A 21649-nucleotide genomic window follows, 5' to 3' on the forward strand; every position below is an offset into this window, starting at 1 on the left:
CGACCTGCCGATCGACTCTAATGCATTTCGCCCCGAGCTCCGAGTCCGGAGATGGCAACTCCTTGCAGCAGGAGCGTGCGGCGATGCGTCGACTTCTGCTCCTCTGGCACTTATGCAGTCTCGCCGGCGCCGGCGCAGCGGTGGGCTGCGGCGGCGACGAGCCGCGGAGGGCTCGAGCGCCCAGCGCCAAGGGCATGAAGCTGATGCTCGGCGGAAGGTTTACGGGATCTCGAGCTCGCCGAAGCGGGGGAGGCGAGCGCCGCGAGGACCGGAGTGGTGGGGCAGCGGGCTCCCTGGGTCGGGATGGGTCATCCGGTCGTCTGCCAGCTCGAGCCCGCCGCCATTCCGTGGAGGGCCGCAAAGCCGCGATCGATCAACGCGATGAACGCAGCGTTCGCCTTCTTCGCAGAGCCTCCGCGCTCGAACACGCGGATCGCTTCGCCGTACGCCGTGCGCCACGTCAGCACGACCATGCCGGCGACGAGCCGCGCGAGGCCATCGGGTTTTGGACCACCGAGCTCGACCGCGAGCCCCTCGATCACCTCGTCCCCGATCTCGTGGAGGCGCGCCTTGAGCGACGGGCTCGCCGCAACGACGCGCCACCAGCCGACCGTCTGGCCGTCGATGCGAGCGAACGGATGCTTCTGCTCGCAGAGCCTGTCGACGAGGCGGCGGAGCGCGTCGATCGGCGGCTGCCCTTGCGACCTCCCGCGGATTGCCTCGCGCAAGAGCAGCTTCACCTCGTCCTCGCGATCCAGGAGGAGGTCCTCCTTGCGCGCGAAGTAGTTGAACACCGTCATCTTGGAGACGTTTGCGGCGGCGGCGATCTCTTCGATCGTCACCGCGTCGAAGCCGCGCGCGAAGAACATCGCCGTCGCGATGTCGGAGATCCGCTGCCTCGTCTCGCGCTTCTTGCTTTCGCGGAGCTCGCCCATGGATCAAATAGTAGACCAAGATAAAAATTTTGTCTTGATCAAAGTTTTACCTAGTATAAACTTCACGTCATGATGCACGATGTGGTCATCGTAGGCGCCGGCCCGGTCGGGCTTTTCCTCTCGATCGAGCTCGCGACCGCGGGCGTGAAGCCGCTCGTGCTGGAGCGGCTCGCGGAGCCCGACCGCACGATCAAGGCCGGCGGGGTCGGCGCGGTGGCGGCCGAGGCGCTGGAACGACGCGGGCTCGCGCGTGCGCTCGATGACGAGCGCCGCGCCACCATGGCGCTGATGATGCCGGCGCTGAAGGCGCGCCTCGGACCTGGACCGATGAAGAGGCCGGGAGGCCATTTTTCTGGACTGTTCTTGATCGACCCGAGCCTCCAGCGCGACCCGGAGCGCCACATGCGTCTCGTGCCGCAGGAGGCGCTCGAGAAGATCCTGATCGCGCGCGCGACGGAGCTCGGGATCGAGATCCGTCGCGGCGTCACGGTGGAAGGTTTCGAGCGGGACAGCGACGGCGTGACCGTGCAGACGAGCGCGGGCCCGCTGAGCGCGAAGTACCTCGTCGGCTGCGACGGCGGCCGGAGCCGCGTCCGCAAGCTCGCCGGCTTCGAGTTCCCCGGCACGGATCCGACCATCACCGGCTATCAAGCCGTCGTCGAGCTCGATATGCCCGAGAAGCTCGCGACGGGCTGGCACCGAACGCCGCGCGGCCTCGTCGCGTCCGGACCGATGCCGGGGCGCGTCTTCACGGCGGAGTTCAACGGGCCGCCGCCCAATCGGGATGCGCCGATCACGCAAGCCGAGGTCGAAGCGGCGATCCAGCGCGTGAGCGGCACCGACGTCAAGATCCTGTCGATGACGATGGCGACGCGCTGGACCGACAACGCCCGGCAAGCAACGACCTACAGGATGGGCCGCGTCCTTCTCGCCGGTGACGCCGCGCACGTCCACTCGCCCTTCGGCGGTCAGGGCTTGAATCTCGGCCTCGTCGACGCTGCGAACCTTGGCTTCAAGCTCGCCGCGGCGGTGAAGGGACGCGAGCATCTCCTCGACTCGTACACCGCCGAGCGCCACCCCGTCGCCGCGCGCGTCCTCGAGAATACCCGCGCGCAAGTCGCCCTCATGCGTCCTGACCCGCTCACGAGCGCGCTCCGCGCCATCGTGAGCGACCTGATGATGCTCCCCGAAGGCAACCGCTACTTCGGCGAGATGCTCACAGGCGTCGGCGTTCGTTACGACCTCGGTGACGACGACCCGCTCGTCGGCACCCTCGCGAAGGACGAGCTCCTCACGCTCGAAGGCGGCAGCGAAGAGCGGCTCTATGTGCTGATGGAGAAGGGCGGCGGCCTCTTCATCTCGCCTTCGGAACGGTCACTCCCGCAAGACGTGCACCATGCACGCACCAAAGACGGCCCGTCGATGCTCGTCCGACCCGACGGCTGCATCGCGTGGACAGACGCGTCGTCGACGTCGCTCGACGACGCGCTCGCGCGCTGGTTCTGAATCGGAGCGACGCGCCCGCCGTCGCGCCGCCGCGACCATGGTTCGGCGGCCCGAGCTCGGGCAGGCCGCCCCATGACCCTGTGACGTGGCAGAGTCCGAACCCGCCTCCAGGGTTGCACGCATCGCCTTCATCTGGTTTTTCGTGCCGACGACACCTGGCCTGGACTATCGTGCTCGACCATGCGCCCGTTGGCCCTGCTCTTCGGCTCGTGCACCGTCCTGTTTTCTCTTGCTTGCGGCCCTGCCCAGCCTCAGGGGGGCCCGGGCGCCCCGCTGAAACCCCCGGGTGCCTCGGCGGAGGCGGGCGCAGCGAACCTCGCGAGCGAGACGCCTCCGCTCGCCGTGAAGCCGCGAGGCGACGTCACCGTCACGCTGCTCTACACGACGGACGAACACGGCTGGCTCGAGAGTTTGTCGGAGGAAGGCGTGAGCCGCGGAGGCGCGGCCGAGCTGCTCGGGAGGCTCGTGAAGTACGAAGGGCACTGCCCAGGGCCTGTTCCCGCGGGCATCGACGCGGCAGGGGCGCTCACGCCCGCCGCGCCCGAGGATTGCACCTCGCCGCGCACGCTCCTCCTCTCGGGCGGCGACAATTTCACCGGCCCCGCCATCTCGACGTATTTCAACGGCGTGTCCATGGCGAGCGCGATGGGGCGTATGGGTTATGCCGCATCGGCGTTCGGCAATCACGAGTTCGATTTCGGCGTGCCTCAGTTCTCGAAGCTCCGTGACCTCGCGCGACTGCGTTACCTCGCGGCGAACGTGAAGATCGACGACGCGAAGCTCGCGGACGAGCTCGCCATCCGGCGTTACGAGGTCTTCGAGCGCAAGGGCGTGAAGATCGGCGTCGTGGGGCTCGCCGCAGCAGATACGCTGAAGGCCGCGATGGCCGAGCGCTTTCGAGGGATCACGTTCGAGCCCACCGAGGCCTCGCTCGACAGAGCGATCCATGAAGCGCGGGAGACGGGAGCCGCCGACGTCGTCGTCGTGACCGCGCACGAATGCCCCGACGATCTCGTGCCCATCGTGAAGAGACACCCGGAGTGGCAGCTCGCGTTCGTCGGAGGGGGCCATTGCCACAGGAAGATCGACGCGCGCGCAGGCGACACGCCCGTCATCACCCCCGGCTGGCGCCTGCACCAGTACGCCCGCGTCGCCATCACCATCAACCCCGACAATCCCCCGCGGGCCCGCGTCGTCACGATCAGCCATTCCATCGTCGACGTGGCGACCGATCCGCAAGTGCCAGCGGATCCTCCGCTCGCGCGGCTCGTCACGGCGTCGAGAACGAAGGTCGACGGCGCGCTCGGGAAGGTCATCGGCCATTCGGAGGACGGGATCGGCCCGGAGGAGGCTGTCGGCAAGATCGTGAGCGACGCCTGGCTCCACGAGGTGGGCGGCGACGTGGCGATCATGAACCGAGGCGGCGTGCGACAAACCATCCCACGGGGGCCGATCACCCACGCGACGATCTGGAGCGTGCTCCCGTTCGACAACCGCCTGGTGAAGGTGTCTATCGACGGCGCGTCGCTCGCGAAGGACCTCGAGGCGAAGTCGTTCATCATCTCCGGCGCGAAGAGAGCGCCGAACGGAGATTGGTCGGTGGGCGGCAAGCCGATGGATCCGAAGAAGCGCTACACGGTCATCATCACCGATTTCATGTACGGGGGCGGTGACGGCGCCGTCTTCGCGGCGCGAGATCCGAAGCCCGTGGGGACGGGGGTGTCGTGGCGAGATCCGGTGATCGCGTGGATCGAAAAGAAGAAGAGCGCGGAAGCGGGGCCGCTCGAGAGGAAGCTCGACGAGAGGCCGGCGCCAGCGGGCAAGCAGAGTCCGTGATGTGCCGAGCGATGGAGGCTGTGTGCAGACCGTGCCGACGTGCGCGCCCGTGGCGTCGCGCGGCTCGTCGGCAACGGTCGACACCACGTTCGAGGTGTCGCTGAGCTACCCGGCCGAGGACATCGCGTGGTTCGAGCTCGGCTACGACAGCACCGCGCCCGGCCTGGGGGAGGACGGACAGCACCGTTCCCTGCTCCACAGCCCTGGTGCGCAGCTGTACCTCTCGATGACCCTGCTCCTCGATAGCCTCTATGCGAGGGCGACAACCCCGTCTGCCAAGCAGCTGACCGCTGCGCGCTGAGTCGGCGGATCCTTGGTAAGAGCGCCCCGCTCGGCGCGCAGGGCGGCGGCCAGCGCCAACGCGGCTGTCCGAGCGGGCTCAGAGAGCGAGCGAGCTCACGGGTTCGCGTAGAAGTAGTAGGTCGCGCTGTAGTCGATGCGCGCTTCGGCGCCATCGTGCGCTTTGTCGCAGCCGTCCGCCGGAGCTTTGCCGCCCACGGTCTGAACGCGCTGAATCCACGCGACGTGGCTGAGCACGCCTTGCCCCTCGGTCGACTTGATCTCCAGGAGCAGCCAGGGGATCGCGGTGGTGTCGGGAGCATCGACCTTGGCCTTCATGGCACCAACGATTTTGCTGCCGTCTGCCGCTTCCCAGGTCGGGCCGCCGTAATGCTTGCCCAGCGTCTTACCTGCCTCGTCCGAGAGCGTCGCGTCCGGGGCTTTGAGCGTCCATTCGAATTTCGCCTTGGGCTCCTTCTTCTTGCCGCACACGTAGATCTGCGCGCCCTTGGCGTTCGCCTTCAATACGAGATTGGCCGTGCTCGGCGCCTTGATGGCATCGGGTGTTTCGGGGGGCGCTAGCTTGGGGACGCTCGCAGTCGCCGCGGGTTCGGCCGCGGGCGCCGTTTGCAAAGGCGCCGGTGCCGACGGCGCGGGCGCGACGGGCGCGGGAGCTTCCGCGCTCGCAAGCGGTTCGCTCGGCGGCGGGCTCGAGGCGCTCGGCGTCGATCCCGCGCAACCACAACCAACGACGATGAGTCCAATCGCATAACGCGCATTCATGATGAATTCCTCTCTGATCGCGGCGGCACAGGGGCCAGGAAATCCAAACGCGATCCGGAAGTCAATCTCCTCGTGGCGGCCGTCCCACCGTACAGCCACGCTGCACGCGCTGGCGCAAAGTTCTTGACAAATAGAAATGGATTTGCGCGGACTATCTTCCCAATCGCGGCTCATTGCAAGGTGATATCCAAATGCGTACACATGGCGGAGTTGTGGCATCGGCGTTCGTCATCTTCTGCAGCTATGCGTGCGGGGACGTTCCGTCCGATCAGCCCGTTGGTCAGGGCGGCGCCGGGGGGCTCGGCGGTCAAGGTGGCGCGGGCGGCGTTGGCGGCACAGGCGGGAGCGGCGGTGCAGGCGGCGCCGGCAGCACGGGCGGGAGCGGCGGTGCAGGCGGCGCCGGCAGCACGGGCGGGAGCGGCGGCGCAGGCGGCAGCGGCAGCGGCGGCACGGGCGGGAGCGGCGGCACAGGCGGCACGGGCGGGAGCGGCGGCCAAGATGGCGCAGGCGGAGCAGGTGGGGGGGCGCCTCAGGCCGCGGAGACGATCGATTTTGATGTCGTCAGGTTCTATGCGACCGGATCGAGCTATGGCGGCACCCCATTCGCGCTCACGGACCTCAATGGCGATGGACTGGCCGACGGTGCGATGGCGCTACGCAGCGCGAATAGGGTCTCGGTGCTCCTCGCCGATGGCAAGGGTGGGTTTCTTCCTCGGACAGAGCACGTCGTGAATGGCGCGCACGACGTCGCCGTGGGCGACGTGAACGGCGACAGGAACCAGGATCTGGTCGTCACGCTCCTGAGCGCCGACGCTGGCGTCCGCGTCCTGCTCGGCAACGGCGACGGCACGTTCCAGGCCCCGATCTCGAGCCCGGGAGCGGACTACGTCTCGCCCGTCCTCGCCGACGTGAACGGAGATGCGAAGCTCGACATCGTGGCGAGCCGCAATGGCAATAGCATCACGATCCTGGCGGGGGATGGCGCGGGCGCGTTCACGACGTCGAGCACGCTCACCGGGACCACGAGCTGTCGCTTCATCACGCTGGCCGACCTCGATAGCGACGGCGTGCGCGACATCGTTGGCTATGACACGGAGATCTCCGCGCCGGTCGTCAGCGTGCGCTTCGGTCAGGCCGGCGGCGCGTTCGGCCCCGTGACAAGGACCACGATCTCCGCGCAAGATGGCGTGCCGGTCGGCAGCGCGGCTGATCTGGCGGTCGGCGACCTCGACGCCGACGGCAACCCCGATATCGCTGCCGTGGATACGAAGGGAATGACCCTCTTGATGGGTAGCCCGTCGGGCGCGCTCTCGGCGACCAAGCGCGTCCCGGCCGGCCTCGCGCCGAGCGGCGTCGTCATCGGCGACTGGGACAGCGACGGAAGACAAGACATCGCGGTGGAGAGCATGGACGACTCGATCCTGAGCGTTTTTCGGGGTGACGGGCTCGGAGGGCTCGAGTCGCGGGTGACGTATTTCACTGGACACCGTGGCTCGCGCGTCCGGTCGGGAGATCTCGACGGGGACGGCAAAGCGGATCTCGTCATGTCGATGAGCGGCCTCGTGGTCGCGCGAGGTCGCGGAGATGGGACGTTCCACGCAGCTCCGGCGCTCCTCGGGGGCAAGGGCGCGAGAGGCGCGGCGCTCGGCGATTGGAATGAAGACGGCGAGGCCGACGTGGTCGTTGCGTATGCCGATGGCCAGTCGCTCTCGCTCTTTGTCGGAAAAGGGAGCGGCGCGTTCGATATGCCCGTGACCATGCCTGCCGACGGTGTGGATCCGGAGCAGGTCGTCGCGTGGGACGTGAACGGCGACGGGCATCTCGATGTCGTGTTCGGCACCATCGTGGCGGGAAAGGTCGGTGTGCTCCTCGGTGACGGCGCAGGCTCGTTCGGCCCCGTGACGCTCCACGAGGGCGGGAGGAGGATCGCGCTCGCCGACATGAACGGAGACGGCGCCGCCGATATCGCCGCGATCACCTTCGAGGACGTGCGAGTGCTCCTCAATGACAAGGCTGGCGGGTTCCTGCCGCCGATCGCGTATCCCGCGGGGATGAACATCCTGGATGTGACGGCGCGCGATTTCAATGGCGATGGGAAGGCGGATCTGGCGACGGCGAACTACGACAGCGATGATATCCGGCTCCTCATCGGCGACGGAGACGGCACGTTCGAGGCGGCCACGAGCCTCCCCGTCGGCAGCTCCGCGTGGACCGTCGCGCCCGCCGATTTCACGGGCGACGGCGTGCTCGACATGGCTTTCGCGACGGTGGGCAGCGCGAGCGTCGTCGGCGTGCTCCCCGGCCAGCCACGGGGGATGTTCGGCGCGCCCATCACCATGCCGGTCTACTTCCCCATCGAGGCAGCGCTCAGCACGGCGGATTTCGACTCGGATACGCGGCCCGATATCTTCCTTGCGCTCGGCGGCGGTGGGACGGTGGGTGTGCTTCGCGGCAAGGGCGACGGCACGTTCGACGCAGCGCTCCTGTATCAAAGCGTCTTCACCAGGGCGCTCGCGATCGGAGACGTGAACGCCGACCAGAGGCCGGACGTGCTCGTCGTCTCCGCCCCGGTCCAGCAGGACGGGAGCGTGAACGTCTTCGTCAATATCTCTCATTAGGGCCATCTCCGAGCGTCAAGGTCCTCGTAGCGCGGGGAGGCCGCATGCGCTCTTCCACCTGGCACGGCACGCGGCGAGCCGGCCGAGTCCGGCGTGTTCGTGGCGAAGTCCCGGGATCCCGATGAGAACGGCTGGTTCTCGCCGGTGGCGCGAAGGGGCTCTGTGCCATCACGGCCGCGGCACACTCCGCGACGCGGATGTCACGGCTGCGGCCCTTCGAGCGCCGCTTCCGGTGGCGACCAGCACGGCCGCCGGCCTGGCATCACGCTTGCTCGACTCCGGCCACGTCGGGGAGGGAAACCCAATCGATGCAACCTTGGACTTTGGCGCCAGCATCGGCCTTGCTTTTGGCAGTCGCGTTGACCGCATGTGGCGATTCCTCGGCCGTGAGCGCCGCCGGCGCGGGGGGAGCGCCGGGGGCTGACACGGAGTATCTCACGGAGCTCGTCACGCGCGACGACTACACTTCCCTGGCAGGCGAGGGCGCGGAGGTGAAGTACCTGACGATCGTCGACGGCCGCGAGCCTCCGGCGATGTTCGCCGGCGCAGCGTGCCTGTTTCAGAATACCGACGACCACCCGTACCATTTGCAGTTCCTTCGTACCTTCCCGGAGTACGCGGCGCTCGCGCCGGAACGTTATGCGGACATGGTGCTGCGCCGCGCCAGCCGCGTGATGTGGGGCGGCGGCCTGAAGCTCTACCCGGCCACGCCTCATCCGCTGACCGGAGCGGCGGGCGTGCTGGCGTACACGGTCTACAGCGAAGCTGCGCCCGATGAGCTCCTGACGGTCGACGACATCGTGCAAGCCGACCGGCGGCTCAAGGGGTGTAGTCCGTTCGCTGAGGACTTCCTGGTGTTCTCACCGGATGGATCTGCCCAGACCGCGGCGGTGCAAGCCATCGCCGGCGAGCTCGTGGCAGCAGGCGTCGCGCTGGTCGATCCGGATACGCTGTTGAGCGGGCTGTCCGCCGAGACGTACAGCGAGGGCGAGGCGTACGGTTACCTGAAGATCGTGGATGGCGCCGCCGCAGGCCGTGCCGGACCGCGCGACGTGCTGGTGATCGACGCGGCGCCGAGCGATCTGGGGCTGGTCGCCGGCCTCGTCACGCGGCAGCCGCAGAGCCTGGCCAGCCACGTGAACCTGCGCTTGCGCGAGAAGGGGATCCCGAGCGCCGCGGTGCCGGGCGTGTTCGACAACAGCGTGCTCCGCGCGCTCGCCCATGGGCTGGTCCACCTCACGGCCCGGGGCACCCACGTGGAGATCGAGCCCGCGCGCCTGGAAGACGCCGAGGCGTTCTGGAGCACCCGCCGGCCGCCGCTCGGAGAGCCCGTCGCGGACCTGGAGGTCGCCACGCCGGCAGCCCTGGCCTCGCTCGGCTCGGCGGATGTCGCGGCGTTCGGCACCAAGGCCGCGAACCTCGGAGAGCTGTCCCGGATCCTGCCCGAACAGAACCGCGTGGACGGCTTTGCGATTCCGTTCCGCGCCTATGCAGACTTCATGGAGCGGCGCGGGTTCAATGCCGATGTCGCGGCGCTGCTGGCCGATCCCCGGGTGTTCACGGACGCCGATACCAAGCAGCGCCGCCTGTCGGAGCTCCGGGGCCGCATGCGCGCCGCCGAGCACTTGCCCGAATTCGGCGCGGCGCTCGAAGCGGCCGTTCGCCAGGCCTACGGCGCCGCGGGGCTGGTCACCCGGCTGCGCTTTCGCAGCAGCACCAACGCCGAGGACCTGCCGGGTCTGTCGGGAGCAGGTCTTTACGACTCCCGGAGCGGCTGCCTGGCCGACGACCTCGATCCGGACACGCTCGGGCCGTCGGCCTGCTTGAGCCCGGAGCACGAGGCCTACCTGCGCGCCGAGCTCGAGCGGCGAGAGCTCGAGCTCGCCGAGCACCCCGACCGGAGCCATCTGCTGCCGATCATCGAGGACCTGGAGCAGGACTTGACCGAGGAAAAGAGCGCCCTGCTCGCGGTGCGCCGGGTCTGGGCCAGCTTGTGGAACGAACGCGCGTTCGACGATCGCGAGTACTATGGCATCGATCACACCAAGGTGTTCATGGGCGTCGCGGTCCACCCCACGTTCGTCGGTGAAAGCCTGGAAGCCGTCGCGCTCACGGGGCTCGAACCCGGCGCGCCGGAGCCTTTGTATCGTGTGGTCAGCCAGGTGGGAGAGGTGGGCGTCGCCGAGCCGCTGGATCCCACCGCCAGCCCTGAGATCCTGACGTTCCGGCGCTCTTCCGGCGGATCGCCGAGCGAGGTCACGCTGGTGTCACCGTCCTCGCTGGCGGCGGGCGGCGCTCGGCTCTGGTCCGATGCAGCGTTGAACGAGCTCGCGGGGCTGTTGTTCGTGGTGCAGGACCATTTCGCGGCCAGCGTGTACCCAAGCCTCGCCCCGCTGTCGCTCGACGTGGAAGTGGACGTCACGATGGACGGGCGCACCGTGATCAAGCAAGCCAGACCCTACACGCCATGATGGAGCCAGACATGACCTTGAAAACGATCCTGTACGGCCTCGGGTTCTCGCTGGCGTGCGCCGGCTGTTCCAGCTCCGAGCCGGGGAACGGAGCGAGCGCGGGCGGAGCCGGCGGAGCACCGCCGGACTCGAGCGACGCGCTGTGCGGCGAACGTCCCGGCGGCCGTCTCGGAGCGACCCACGTGCTGCGCTTCGAGGCCTCTGACGGGCGTGCGGTGGTCCAGCTCAGGCGGACCTGGGAGGACTTCGGTGTCGGCGAATCCTCCTTGTATCGATTGGACGGTTTCAGCGTATCGCTCGACGGAACGACGGTGTGCGTCACCGAACCGAGCCGCCTCGAGTACGTCAACAGTCATCATAACTGGACGGACGTCGCGCGAGCCGATGCGGGCACGGCTCGCTACGAGCTCAAGTTCGATCTCGGCGCTCCGTTCACGTTCAGCGCCTTCGCCGCCGACGGCTCCGTGCTCGTCGACGCCGTCCCGATGATCTCGACCGGCAGCCCGGCGTTCTGTTGGGGGTGTCCTGCGCCGCTGGCCGTGTCGATCTCGGAGGTCATGCTCAACAACACGACCACGCTGGCGGATGAATCCGGCGAGTACGAGCCGTGGATCGAGCTGTTCAATCCGTCGGCGGAGGACGTCGATCTGACGGGCTGGACGCTGTCCGACGACTTCGCCGAGCGCGGCAAGTGGCCGCTGCCCGCCGTCACCCTTCCGCGTCACGAGGTGCTCGTCCTGTTTGCCGACGGCGACACGGACCAGGGCGAGCTCCACACGAGCTTTGCGCTCGATCCGAGCGGCGGCGAGCTCGTGCTGACGGCACGCGGCGGCGTGAGCGATGGCGGCCTCGTGCTCGAAGCTCAGGTACCCGGCGTGAGCCTAGCCTACCAATGGGCCGCGGACGGCTACGTCGTCGGGCGGCCGACCCCCGGCGTGAAGCCGCCGGAAGAATGATCGCGCCTTCGCGCTGGACCGTGCTGGCCATGCGCGCGCCGCCGCGCGCTCGCTCCCGGGACGCTGCCCGCCGACCGAGCTGGGGCATGGCTCGGCGTCAGCGAGGCGAAGATCGCAGGATGAGCAGGCGGCCGTCCGCCTCCCCAGCTGCGCCAGCGTCGTCGAACTCGGTGAGGAGCAGCGTCTCTCCGTATCGCATTGCAGCGTGCGGCGACCTCACGCCCTCGGGGGCGGCGCGCCCTGCGCCGCAGAAGCCGCCGGCGCGGCCGCCGGCGGCGCCGGCGGCTGGGCTCCCTGGGATGCAGCGGCCGGCGGCGGAGGCGCGGTCACGGGCGCCGCGCCCGAGCAGCCCGCCTGCGTCACGACCAGGATCGCGAGGGCCCCCTGGCCATCGGTGGAATGAGCGGCGCGCCGCGCGTGTGCGCTCCATGGACTGGCGCTCTCCTCTCTACGCCCGCGCGCTGTTCTCGAGCTCTGCACGCGCGGCGCTGACCACGGACATGAACTCGCGCGCGCGCTCCGTGAGGACCTCGTCCTTGCCCGCCGCGAGCGCCGCGGCGTCCACGAGCTCGCCGCCGACCCCGAGCGCCACGGCGCCGGCCTCGATGAAATCCCTGGCTGTCGTCAGGTTGACCCCGCCGGTCGGCATCATCTTCACCTCCGGGAGCGGCGCGCGCAGGGCGCGCAGGTACTTCGCGCCCCCCATCGCGGAGCACGGGAACAGCTTCACCGTGTCGGCGCCGGCGTTCCACGCGGTGATCACCTCGGTCGGCGTGAGCGCCCCCGGGAAGACCGCCTTCCCGAGATCGTGCGCCGCGCGGATGACCTCCAGGTTGAGCCCCGGGCTCACGATGAACTCGGCGCCGGCCTCGATGCACCTGCGGGCCGCGTCCGCGGTGAGCACGGTGCCCGCGCCGACGAGGACGTGGTCCCCCATCCGCGAGGCGATCTCGCGCATGACGGACAGGGCGTCGGGGACGGTCATCGTGATCTCGATGACCTCGATGCCGCCCGCGCACAGCGCGCGAGCGGCCCGCACGGCCAGCTCTCCGCTCGGCGCGCGCACGACGGGGACGATGCCGATCTCCTCGATGCGGCGGACGACTTGCTCCCTGTTCATCGCTCGATCCTCGCGCCGGCTCCGCTCATGGCCCTCCGCACCTCGGCGAGCGACGCCATCGAGGTGTCCCCCGGGGTCGACATCGCCAGCGCGCCGTGCGCGACGCCGCACTCGATTGCCCACTGCGGGCTCTGCTCGGTCAAGAGGCCATAGATGATCCCCGAAGCGAACGAGTCGCCGCCGCCCACGCGGTCCAGGATCTCGATGTCTCGCTGCGGGACCTCGTGGAACTCGCCGTTGTAGTACAGGATGCCACCCCAGCCGTTCACGCTGGCGGTCTTGGCCGTCCGGAGGCTCGTGGCGACGACCGCGATGTTGGGGTACGCCGCGACGACCTCGGAGATCATCCGGCGGAAGCCGCTCGTGTCGAGCTGGCTGTAGCTGCTGTCCACGCCGGACACCTCGAAGCCGAGGCCCGCGACGAAGTCCTCCTCGTTGCCGAACACGCAGTCGACGTACGGCATGAGGGCGCGATTGACCTCGCGCGCCTGCCGCTGGCCGCCGAAGTTCTTCCACAGCGAGGGCCGGTAGTTGAGGTCGTAGGAGATCCGCACGTCGTGCGCGCGCGCGACCTCCATGGCCTCGTGCGCCACGCCGGCCGTGGTCTCCGATAGAGCGCAGAAGATGCCGCCGGTGTGGAACCAGCGCGCGCCGCGCTCGCCGAAGAGGGTCTTCCACGGCACGTCGCCGGGCCTGAGCTTGGACGCCGCGCTGTGGCCGCGGTCCGAGCAGCCGGCGGCGGCGCGGGGCCCGAAGCCGCGCTCGGTGAAGTTGAGGCCGTTGCGCACGTCCCGGCCCACGCCGTCGTAGTCGACCCAGCGCAGGAAGGACGTGTCGACCCCGCCCTGGAGCATCAGGTCCTCGATGAGGCGCCCGACGGCGTTGTCCGCGAGCGCCGTGACGATGGCGGTGCGGAGCCCGAAGCAGCGCCGGAGCCCCCGCGCCACGTTGTACTCTCCCCCGCCCTCCCCGACGTCGAACGTCCGCGCCGTGTGGACGCGGCGCTCACCCGGGTCGAGGCGCAGCATCACCTCGCCGAGGCTCACCTGGTCCCACTGGCAACCTTTTGCACTGCGAATCTGCATCTTCTTCTCCTCGACGGCTCATCCAGCCGCCGTCGACGACCAGCGCTTTCCCGTTCCCCCCGCGGCTGAGATTCCCAGTGAACCGGTACGCGCGCGGGTCGCAGGTGAGACCTCGAGCCCAGCCCGGGGCGATGCCCTCGCGACCTCACCATTGCTCGCGCCCACGACAACCGGGCGAACGGAGTCGGTGCAGAGATCGATCCCGGTCCCAGGGACGAAGGGCCGCCGCGCATGACGGCTTGCTCAGGGGAGAGCGAAAGGAAGCCCCAAGACGAATTGTGAGCGTTCACATTACAGGTGTCAACCAAAATACTCGTCGCGCCCAGCGCTGCACCCACCCTCGGGCGCCCGGCTCGGTCCGGTTTGTTCGGCGCTCCGAGTCTCCCCAGATCCCAGATGCTCCCTCCTGGGATAGGCCCTTGGCCGGGGGGCGATCTGATTGGAAATTGCAATCCACATCGAACATGACCGCGGCCCGGTGCCCGCCTCTCTTGTCGCGCCGCTCCGGAGGAGACTTGCCCGCCACCCGAGTCCGAGCTTGGCCGGAGGGACGGATTGGTGTTGACACCGATTATGTGAACGTTCACATTGAGGCCTCATTCTTCGACTTTGCCCTGAGGGGGTCGTCATGGGCAGCGACTCCTTCGCACTCGGGATCGAGTTCGGCACCGACTCAAAAAAAACTCCGCCATGAAAATACTCACGAGTATTCCGACGACTTTCGCCAAGTTGTGCCTGATGATGACGCTCTCGCCGCTCGCGGCGTGTGCGTCGTCTTCCGCGACCACCGCGACGCCACCCGAGACGGCGGGCGACACGAGCAAAGCGGCGGCCCCGCTGGCCGTGCCGGCGAAGCAGCGTGGTCCGATCCTCGACACGCACATCCATCTCTACCAGGTCACGCGTCCGGGCGGCGTCGTTTGGCCGGAAGCCAAGCAGAAGCCGATTTACCGCGACGTGTTGCCCCCGGAGTATGAAGCCATCGCGAAGCAGAATGGCATCATCGGCACCGGCATCGTCGAAGCCAGCCCCGTCGTCGACGACAACTTCAAGGTCCTCGAGACGACGAAGGGCAACGACTTCTTCAAGTTCCTCGTCGCGCAGCTCGAGATCGGCTCGCCGAGCTTCAGCGCCGATCTGGCGCGCCTCGTCGCGGACCCGCGCGTGGTCGGCATTCGCGGCTTCCTCTGGAGCCCGAAGCTGGCGCTCGACGCCAAGCAACTCGCCTCGCTGGAGGAGCTCGCGGCCAAGGGCATGACCCTCGACATCATCAGCCGCGGCACCCTGAACCCGAAGGACAAGGTCGAGGCGCTCGCAACCGCGGTGCCCAAGCTCCGTATCATCATCGATCACCTGGCGGGCGCGAAGGGGCCGACGCCGGATCCGGCTTGGGTCGACGCGATGCAGCGGCTGGCCAGGCACCCGAACATCTACATCAAGTTCTCGTCGTTCTTCGACATGTACAACCCGGCCGCCACCGAGGACGATCCCTGGAAGGCGCCGACCGACCTCGCGGCGTACAAGGCGCACTTCGACGTGCTGATGAAGGCCTTCGGCGAAGACCGGCTGATCTGGGGCAGCAACTGGCCCGTGGTCGACATGGGTGGCAGCCTCGCTTCGGAAATCGAGATCGCCGAGCTCTACCTCAAGGAGTTTGGTCAGGAAGCACGTGACAAGGTCATGTACAAGAATGCGCAAAAGTTCTACGCGCGTCACCCCTGAACAGCGGCGTCCCGAGCGCCACGGCGAAGGCGGCGCCTGCCGCCCCGCTCACGGATCGTAGAGCAACGCCACGTCGCTTCGGCTTCGGCCATTCGACATGGCGCTCTGTTCTCTGGCAGAACGAAGCGGCCCCGGCTGCGGAGCGCGCCGTGAAAGCCGCGAGTGAACGAAGTCGCTCAGTGAGGCAATGACAGCATGAAAGCCCTGACGATCACCGGTCCGTCGGTTGCACAGGTGAGCCAGATCCGCGAGCCCAAACCGGCGCACGATGAGGTGTTGATCCGCGTGCAACGGGTCGGTTTGTGCGGTTCCGACTTGAACACGTTCTTGGGCAAGAACCCGATGGTGACGTACCCTCGGGTGCTGGGGCACGAGGTGGCCGGCACGATCGTGGAGCTCGGCTCGGGCGTCGAGGCGGACTGGCGCGTCGGTACCGACGTCACGTTCACGCCGTACACGGCGTGCGGCGGGTGTCCCTCGTGCCGCGCGGGGCGGCGCAACGCCTGCCGCGACAACAAGACCATGGGCGTACAGCGCGACGGCGCGCTGACCGAGCTCGTGGCCGTGCCGTACCAGAAGCTCTTCACGTCACGGAAGTTGAGCCTCACGGAGCTCGCGCTCGTCGAGCCGTTCTCGGTAGGCTTTCACGCCGCGGCGCGGGGGCGCGTCGAGGCCGATGAGACCGTGCTGGTGATGGGCTGCGGCGGCGTGGGGCTCGGGGCCGTCGCCGGCGCGGTGAGCCGCGGCGCGCGCGTGATCGCGCTCGACACGCAGGACGAAAAGTTCGCGCTCGCCAAGGCGCTCGGCGCGCGAGAGGCGGTGCTCGGGAACGCCGATGCACGCCAGCGCGTGATGGACCTGACGAACGGCGACGGGCCGGATGTCGTGATCGAAGCCGTGGGCGCGACCGCGACTTACCGCAACGCGGTGGATTGGGTGAAATTTTGCGGCCGAGTCGTGTACATCGGGTACGGCAAAGAGCCGGTGAGCTACGAGACCAGGCTGTTCGTGATGAAGGAGCTCGACATCCTCGGCTCGCGCAACTGCCTGAACGAGTTCTCGGACGTGATCGCCTTCTTCGAGCGACGCACGTTCGACCCGAACATTTTGATCTCGAAATCGATCCCCATCGAAGGCGTGCCCGAGGCGCTCGCTGACTGGGCTGCCCACCCCGGTCAAACCTCCAAGATCATGGTGGGTATGTCGTGAGCGTGCGCGATTCGGCGCCTTCACTGAAGGGATTTCGGATGAAGACGATCCACCAGTTTCTGCGGATGAAGAACCTGCTCTCGAAGAACGATCCCGAGTCGACCGTGTCGCCGAGCGCGACCGGGAGCCTCGCCCACACGAGCCTCGCGTGGGTACGCGCCCGCTGAGCCGCCGGAGCACTGACATGGGCAATCCGATTCTTCAGTTCGGCACGAGCCGATTCCTGCAGGCTCACGCGGACCTTTTCATCTCGGAGGCGCTTCTCGCCGGCTGCGCGCTCGGGACCATCACCGTGGTGCAGACCACGTCGAACCCCGAAAGCCGCGCGCGCATCGACGCGCTGCGCGCGCAGGGGCGTCACCCCGTGCGGATCCGGGGGCTGCGCCGCGAAGAGGTCGTCGATACGACGATCGAATGCAGCTCGATCACGGAAGCGCTCGATGCGAACACCGATTGGCCGCTCGTGCGCGAGCGCTTCGCGAAGGATGCGCGCGTCGTGATCTCGAACACGAGCGACAGCGGATACGTCTGCTTGCCCGAGGACACGGCGACATTGCTTGCGCCCGGCGCGGGCGTGCCGCGCGGGTTCGCCGCGAAGCTCGTCATCCTGCTGCGCGCGCGCTTCGAGGCGGGCGCCGCGCCGCTCACGCTGCTGCCTTGCGAGCTCGTCTCGAACAACGGTGACACGCTGCGTGCGCTCGTCGCCGGCGTCGCGCGCCAATGGGGCGCCGATGCCGCGTTCCTGAGCTACATCGAGCACACGTGCATCTGGGTGAACTCGCTCGTCGACCGGATCGTCTCGGAGCCGATCCGTCCCGTCGGCGCGGTTGCCGAGCCCTACGCGCTCTGGGCGATCGAGCGGCGCGAGGGGATGGTGCTGCCGTGCCAGCATGAAGCGATGATCGTGACGGACGACCTGATCCATTACGAACGCTTGAAGCTGCTGTTGCTGAACCTCGGGCACACCTACCTCGCCGAGCGCTGGCAGCTGGACGGGCGCCCCGCGGACGAGAACACGCTGCACGCGATGCGCGATCCGGCGTTGCGCGCCGATCTCGAAGCGCTCTGGCGCGACGAGGTGGTGCCCGTCTTCGATGCGCTCGGCAAGGGTGCTGCCGCGCGCGCCTACCTCGACGAGGTGCGCCAGCGCTTCCAGAACCCATTCCTCGATCACCGGCTCTCCGATATCGCGCGCAACCATGGCGAGAAGAAGCGACGCCGGTTCGGGCCCGTGATCGAGCTCGCGCGCGAGCTCGGCCTGAACCTCGATCAGCCCCGGCTGCACGCGGCGCTTTGCACGGCCGCGCCCGCATGAGCAGGTGAGGCTGCCACGGGCGGCTTCGCGCAATCGACGGGCCGCGCGAGCCGCCGCGATCGCCGCGCCGATAACCACGACAACCCGATGCAGTCGCCGTTGCACCGCCCGCGCAACGTACCGCAAGGCAGCGCCGCTCGATGGGCAGCGCGCGAGAGCTGCCGATTGCACGAACAGACACCGTATCCAAGGAGACATGCAGATGAGGAAGATGCGTTGGGTCGTGCTTTTCCTGTGCTTTCTCGCCGTCGCCATCAACTACATCGATCGCGCCAATCTCGCGGTCGCGGCGCCCCAGATCGAGAAGGAGCTCGGCATCGGCCCCGCCCAGATGGGGTTTATCATGAGCGGCTTCTTCTGGACCTACGCGCTCATGCAGATGCCGTTCGGCTGGTTCGTCGACCGTGTGGGTGCACGCATCGCGCTGCCGATCGCCGTCGGCTGGTGGTCGCTCTTCACCGCGGCGACCGCCGGGGCGTCGAGCGTCGCGGCCATGTTCGGCTACCGATTGCTGCTCGGCGTGGGCGAGGCCGGCGCCTACCCGGCCTGCGCCAAGCTCGTGAGCCAGTGGTTCAAGCCGCGCGAGCGCGCGCTCGCGACGGGCATCTTCGACAGCGGTGCGCGCGTCGGCTCGGCGCTGTCGATTCCCCTCGTCGCGCTCATCATCGACACGCTCGGATGGAAGGCGGCCTTCATCATCACGGGCCTGTTCGGCGCGGTGTGGATCCTCGGCTGGGTCGTCATCTACCGCAGCCCCGCGCATGGCGACATGACGGGCGAGCAGGACGTCGTCCACGCAGCGCCCGCCGAGGACGCGCAAAACAACGTGACGTGGGCGTCGCTTTTCCGCCATCGCACGCTCTGGGGCATGATGCTCGGCTTCTTCTGCCTCAACTTCACCAACTACTTCTTCATCACGTGGTTCCCGAGCTACCTCGTGCAAACGCGCGGCTTCTCGCTCAAGTCGCTCGGCACGCTCGGCATGATCCCCGCGCTGATGGCGATTCCGGGCGGCTGGATCGGCGGCTTCGTCTCCGACGCGCTCTATCGCCGTGGCTGGAGCCTCACCGCCGCACGCAAGACCTGCATGGTCGGCGGCATGCTGGTGTCGTCGGCGATCACGTTGTCGGCATTGACCTCCAACATCCATCTGATGCTCGCCTTCTTCGGCATCTCCTACGCGAGCCTTGCGTTCGCCGGCGCCAGCATCTGGTCCCTCCCCGGCGACGTCGCGCCCACGCCGCGCCATGTGGCTTCGATCAGCGGCATCCAGAACTTCGCGTCGAATCTGGCCGGCATCGTCATCACGACGTTCACCGGCGTGATGCTCTCGCTGACCAAGGGATCGTTCACGATCCCGCTCGTCGTGGCGGGCGGCTTCTGCCTGCTCGGCGCGTTCAGCTATCTCGTCATCGTCGGCAAGATCGAGCCGCTCCAGGTCGGCACCGATCGCCGCGAGGTACCCCAGCCCGGAGTTTGACCGAGGAGGCCGAGCCTGGCCTCCGACAGGCGCTTTCGGCTCACAGGGTGACGCCCCGCTTCCAGAGTGCGATCTCGCGCTCGCCGTTCTCCTCGGCGCGGGTTGGACGGCCCGAGGCGGTGGCCAACACCAGGTCCATCAGGGCGTCGGCGGCCGCGTCCATGGATTCGCCCGAAGCGATGCGGCCGGCGTCGAAGTCGATCCAGCGCTGCTTGCGCTGGGCTAGGCTGGAGTTGGTGGCGAGCTTGAGGGTCGGCGCGGGGAAACCGAGGGGCGTGCCCCGGCCGGTGGTGAAGAGGATGACCGTCGCGCCGGCGGCTGTGAGCGCTGTGGACGAGACCGCATCGTTGCCGGGGGCCTCCAGCAGAGCCACGCCCGGCGTGCCGCGGATCTGCCCGCCGTAGTGGACCACCTCGGTCACCGGGGCGCGGCCGGCCTTCTGCACCGCGCCCAGGGACTTCTCCTCCAGCGTTGTGATGCCGCCGGCGATGTTGCCGGGCGAGGGGTTCTCCGAAACCGGCTCGCCGTGGGCGATGAAGTAGCTCTTGAAGCTGTTCACCACGCCGACGATCTCCTCATAGACCGCCTCGCTCTCGGCGCGGGTCATGAGCAGGCGCTCGGCGCCGAAGATCTCCGGGATCTCGGTCAGGATGGCCGAGCCGCCGGCGGCGCAGACCTTGTCAGAGATGCGGCCCACCAGCGGGTTGGCGGTCAGCCCCGAGAAGCCGTCCGAGCCGCCGCACTTGAGGCCGATCACCAGGTCCGAGGCGGGGCAGGGCTCGCGGCGGTCCTGCTCGACGATCCTCACCAGTTCTTCGACGGCCTCGAGGCCCGCCTCGAGCTCGTCCTCGGCCGTCTGGGCGGTGAAGGACCGCAGGCGATCGGGATCGATGTGCGCGGCGCTCTCGAGGAGCGGGCCGAGCTGGTTGTTCTCGCAGCCCAGGCCGATGATCAGCACTCCGCCCGCGTTCGGGTGGCCGGCCAGGGCCACGGTCATCCGGCGGGTGGCCTCGAGGTCGCCCCCCAGCTGGGAGCAGCCGAAGGGGTGGGTAAGGGCGTAGACCCCGTCCACCCGGCCCTTGAAGCGTTTGTCCGCCTCGGCGGCCACCTTCTGGGCGGTGCGCGAGACGCAGCCCACCGTCGACAGGATCCAGATTTCGTTGCGGGTGCCCACCCGCCCGTTCTTCCGCCGGTAGCCCATGAAGGTGCGGTTCTCGGTGGCGGGAAGGGGCTCAGGGTTCGTGGGCTCGTAGGCGTAGGTGTCGAGGCCGGAGAGCGCGGTGGCCAGGTTGTGCGTGTGCACGTGGTCGCCCGGCTGGATGTCCACCGTCGCCCGCCCGATTGGCCAGCCGTACTTCCGCACCAGCTCGCCAGCGGCCATCGCGCGCAGCGCCACCTTGTGCCCGGCCGGGATGTCGACGCGGGCGGTGATCGCGTCGGCCACCGAATCACCTGCGGTTATGCCGCGCACGGCGACGGCCACATCATCTCGGGGATCGATCTGCAACAGGGAGGCTGCCAAGCTCATGTCATCGACGGTAACCCGTGTCGTTCGGCGCGGCAAGTCTGCGCGACGCAGCAAGGATGCGTGTCGCGAGGAACCACCATGGCCAGGCCGCTGATGCTGCACGAAGACCGCCTGTCCCCGCCCGAGCTTGCGGCGCGGTGCGTCGCGCGGCGACGGTCGACGGCGGTACGATGCAGAACAACGACGCTTCGTTCACGATCGAGCGGGAATGCGATCGTGAAATTCACCGCCTCGCGCTGAGCTCCCCACCTCGCTGCTCGTGCTCGATTCCTCCGCGAAACAGTCAGTCGCCGATCGTATTCGCGCCGTTCAGGAGCGGTACGCCGAAGTTCGGCGTTCCGTCTGCGTTCCATTCGAGCCGCTGGACGCGCGTGTGACGGTTCGGGTCGTAGAGCGGGTCCCCCGTGATCTTCTCGTAGTTCCGCGCGTGGTACACGAGCACGTCGATCGATCCATCCGCCGAGGTCGTGAACGAGTTGTGGCCCGGGCCATACAGCCCGTTTGCGCTGACGAACACTGGATTCTCGTTCTTCGTCCACGAGCTGGCGCTCAGCAGGTCGTCCGTCGCGCTCGCCGTGAGCAGGCCGAGGCAGTAGCGGTCGTCCGTCGCGCTCGCTGAGTAGCTGATGAAGACCCGCCCACTGGAAGTCGCCAGGAAGCTGGTTGTTTGCCCTATCGTCGAGGTGGGTGATCATCGCGTGATAATAGGAGTGCGCGACGTAGAGCGGGGCGTCCTCCTTGTGCGTCGTGCGAAGCTGGTAACCCCCTCCGACGTCGTCGTCGAGATTGGAGAGCTCGAGAACAGC

Annotated in this window: 17 protein-coding genes; 11 read left to right on the forward strand and 6 right to left on the reverse strand. The window is 68.2% G+C overall.

Annotated features, from left to right (window positions below):
* Window positions 1-308: 308 nt before the first annotated feature.
* On the reverse strand, window positions 309-935 hold the full coding sequence (locus tag WME73_RS06965) for a TetR/AcrR family transcriptional regulator (RefSeq protein ID WP_437915171.1): 627 nt from the start codon (window positions 933-935) through the stop codon (window positions 309-311).
* 69 nt (window positions 936-1004) lie between these two features.
* Between WME73_RS06965 and WME73_RS06970 the strand changes: the two genes are divergently transcribed.
* The 3 genes from WME73_RS06970 to WME73_RS06980 all read left to right on the forward strand — a co-directional run bounded on the left by WME73_RS06970 (window position 1005) and on the right by WME73_RS06980 (window position 4578).
* A complete protein-coding gene (locus WME73_RS06970; RefSeq protein ID WP_437915172.1) occupies window positions 1005-2441 on the forward strand; it encodes an FAD-dependent monooxygenase in 1437 nt (478 codons plus the stop codon).
* 180 nt (window positions 2442-2621) lie between these two features.
* Window positions 2622-4277 carry a bifunctional metallophosphatase/5'-nucleotidase gene (locus tag WME73_RS06975; RefSeq protein WP_437915173.1) on the forward strand — a complete coding sequence of 552 codons (1656 nt, stop codon included), beginning with the start codon at window positions 2622-2624 and terminating at the stop codon, window positions 4275-4277.
* 22 nt (window positions 4278-4299) lie between these two features.
* The gene (locus WME73_RS06980) at window positions 4300-4578 is read left to right on the forward strand and encodes a hypothetical protein (protein ID WP_437744704.1); all 279 of its coding nucleotides are present in this window, start codon (window positions 4300-4302) and stop codon (window positions 4576-4578) included.
* 95 nt (window positions 4579-4673) lie between these two features.
* Here the strand turns inward: WME73_RS06980 and WME73_RS06985 are convergent, their stop codons facing one another.
* Entirely contained in the window at window positions 4674-5339 is a 666-nt protein-coding gene (locus WME73_RS06985) for a DUF3455 domain-containing protein (RefSeq protein ID WP_437744705.1), read from the reverse strand.
* Window positions 5340-5551: 212 nt separating this feature from the next.
* Between WME73_RS06985 and WME73_RS06990 the strand changes: the two genes are divergently transcribed.
* The 3 genes from WME73_RS06990 (at window position 5552) to WME73_RS07000 (ending at window position 11384) form a co-directional block, all read left to right on the forward strand.
* A complete protein-coding gene (locus WME73_RS06990) occupies window positions 5552-7957 on the forward strand; it encodes an FG-GAP repeat domain-containing protein (protein WP_437915174.1) in 2406 nt (801 codons plus the stop codon).
* A 533-nt stretch (window positions 7958-8490) separates the two neighbouring features.
* A complete protein-coding gene (locus tag WME73_RS06995) occupies window positions 8491-10428 on the forward strand; it encodes a PEP/pyruvate-binding domain-containing protein (RefSeq protein WP_437915175.1) in 1938 nt (645 codons plus the stop codon).
* Window positions 10429-10439: 11 nt separating this feature from the next.
* Complete coding sequence (locus tag WME73_RS07000) at window positions 10440-11384, forward strand: lamin tail domain-containing protein (protein WP_437915176.1); 945 nt, start codon at window positions 10440-10442, stop codon at window positions 11382-11384.
* 448 nt (window positions 11385-11832) lie between these two features.
* Here WME73_RS07000 and WME73_RS07005 read toward each other — a convergent pair whose 3' ends face one another.
* Window positions 11833-12504 carry a bifunctional 4-hydroxy-2-oxoglutarate aldolase/2-dehydro-3-deoxy-phosphogluconate aldolase gene (locus WME73_RS07005; RefSeq protein WP_437744709.1) on the reverse strand — a complete coding sequence of 224 codons (672 nt, stop codon included), beginning with the start codon at window positions 12502-12504 and terminating at the stop codon, window positions 11833-11835.
* On the reverse strand, window positions 12501-13589 hold the full coding sequence (locus WME73_RS07010; protein ID WP_437915177.1) for a PfkB family carbohydrate kinase: 1089 nt from the start codon (window positions 13587-13589) through the stop codon (window positions 12501-12503). Before WME73_RS07010 ends, WME73_RS07005 begins: the two co-directional genes overlap by 4 nt.
* Window positions 13590-14279: 690 nt before the next feature.
* Here WME73_RS07010 and WME73_RS07015 point away from each other — a divergent pair.
* The 5 genes from WME73_RS07015 (at window position 14280) to WME73_RS07035 (ending at window position 19315) form a co-directional block, all read left to right on the forward strand.
* Window positions 14280-15311, forward strand: coding sequence for an amidohydrolase family protein (locus tag WME73_RS07015; protein ID WP_437915178.1), 1032 nt, complete (start codon window positions 14280-14282; stop codon window positions 15309-15311).
* A 195-nt stretch (window positions 15312-15506) separates the two neighbouring features.
* A complete protein-coding gene (locus WME73_RS07020; protein WP_437744712.1) occupies window positions 15507-16520 on the forward strand; it encodes a zinc-binding alcohol dehydrogenase family protein in 1014 nt (337 codons plus the stop codon).
* Between the two features lie 38 nt (window positions 16521-16558).
* Window positions 16559-16687 carry a hypothetical protein gene (locus WME73_RS07025; protein ID WP_437915179.1) on the forward strand — a complete coding sequence of 43 codons (129 nt, stop codon included), beginning with the start codon at window positions 16559-16561 and terminating at the stop codon, window positions 16685-16687.
* Between the two features lie 17 nt (window positions 16688-16704).
* Window positions 16705-17835 (forward strand): mannitol dehydrogenase family protein, encoded by a 1131-nt coding sequence (locus WME73_RS07030; protein WP_437744714.1) that lies wholly within the window; start codon window positions 16705-16707, stop codon window positions 17833-17835.
* A gap of 202 nt (window positions 17836-18037) precedes the next feature.
* The gene (locus WME73_RS07035; RefSeq protein WP_437917360.1) at window positions 18038-19315 is read left to right on the forward strand and encodes an MFS transporter; all 1278 of its coding nucleotides are present in this window, start codon (window positions 18038-18040) and stop codon (window positions 19313-19315) included.
* Window positions 19316-19355: 40 nt separating this feature from the next.
* Here WME73_RS07035 and WME73_RS07040 read toward each other — a convergent pair whose 3' ends face one another.
* Both WME73_RS07040 and WME73_RS07045 read right to left on the reverse strand, forming a co-directional pair.
* Window positions 19356-20843 carry a UxaA family hydrolase gene (locus WME73_RS07040; RefSeq protein WP_437915180.1) on the reverse strand — a complete coding sequence of 496 codons (1488 nt, stop codon included), beginning with the start codon at window positions 20841-20843 and terminating at the stop codon, window positions 19356-19358.
* 283 nt (window positions 20844-21126) lie between these two features.
* On the reverse strand, window positions 21127-21519 hold the full coding sequence (locus tag WME73_RS07045; RefSeq protein ID WP_437747952.1) for a family 43 glycosylhydrolase: 393 nt from the start codon (window positions 21517-21519) through the stop codon (window positions 21127-21129).
* Between the last annotated feature and the right edge of the window lie 130 nt (window positions 21520-21649).

This window comes from Sorangium sp. So ce302, assembly GCF_051530145.1.
GTDB lineage: Bacteria > Myxococcota_A > Polyangia > Polyangiales > Polyangiaceae > Sorangium > Sorangium cellulosum_B.

Excerpts from the sequence above, each read along its gene's own strand:
- WME73_RS06975 (WP_437915173.1), top strand. The coding sequence starts at position 2,622 with ATGCGCCCGTTGGCCCTGCTCTTCGGCTCGTGCACCGTCCTGTTTTCT.
- WME73_RS07010 (WP_437915177.1), bottom strand. The coding sequence starts at position 13,589 with ATGCAGATTCGCAGTGCAAAAGGTTGCCAGTGGGACCAGGTGAGCCTC.
- WME73_RS06995 (WP_437915175.1), top strand. The coding sequence starts at position 8,491 with ATGTTCGCCGGCGCAGCGTGCCTGTTTCAGAATACCGACGACCACCCG.
- WME73_RS07020 (WP_437744712.1), top strand. The coding sequence starts at position 15,507 with ATGAAAGCCCTGACGATCACCGGTCCGTCGGTTGCACAGGTGAGCCAG.
- WME73_RS07000 (WP_437915176.1), top strand. The coding sequence starts at position 10,440 with ATGACCTTGAAAACGATCCTGTACGGCCTCGGGTTCTCGCTGGCGTGC.
- WME73_RS06965 (WP_437915171.1), bottom strand. The coding sequence starts at position 935 with ATGGGCGAGCTCCGCGAAAGCAAGAAGCGCGAGACGAGGCAGCGGATC.
- WME73_RS07005 (WP_437744709.1), bottom strand. The coding sequence starts at position 12,504 with ATGAACAGGGAGCAAGTCGTCCGCCGCATCGAGGAGATCGGCATCGTC.
- WME73_RS06985 (WP_437744705.1), bottom strand. The coding sequence starts at position 5,339 with ATGAATGCGCGTTATGCGATTGGACTCATCGTCGTTGGTTGTGGTTGC.
- WME73_RS07025 (WP_437915179.1), top strand. The coding sequence starts at position 16,559 with ATGAAGACGATCCACCAGTTTCTGCGGATGAAGAACCTGCTCTCGAAG.
- WME73_RS07035 (WP_437917360.1), top strand. The coding sequence starts at position 18,038 with ATGAGGAAGATGCGTTGGGTCGTGCTTTTCCTGTGCTTTCTCGCCGTC.
- WME73_RS07015 (WP_437915178.1), top strand. The coding sequence starts at position 14,280 with ATGAAAATACTCACGAGTATTCCGACGACTTTCGCCAAGTTGTGCCTG.
- WME73_RS06970 (WP_437915172.1), top strand. The coding sequence starts at position 1,005 with ATGATGCACGATGTGGTCATCGTAGGCGCCGGCCCGGTCGGGCTTTTC.
- WME73_RS07030 (WP_437744714.1), top strand. The coding sequence starts at position 16,705 with ATGGGCAATCCGATTCTTCAGTTCGGCACGAGCCGATTCCTGCAGGCT.
- WME73_RS07040 (WP_437915180.1), bottom strand. The coding sequence starts at position 20,843 with ATGAGCTTGGCAGCCTCCCTGTTGCAGATCGATCCCCGAGATGATGTG.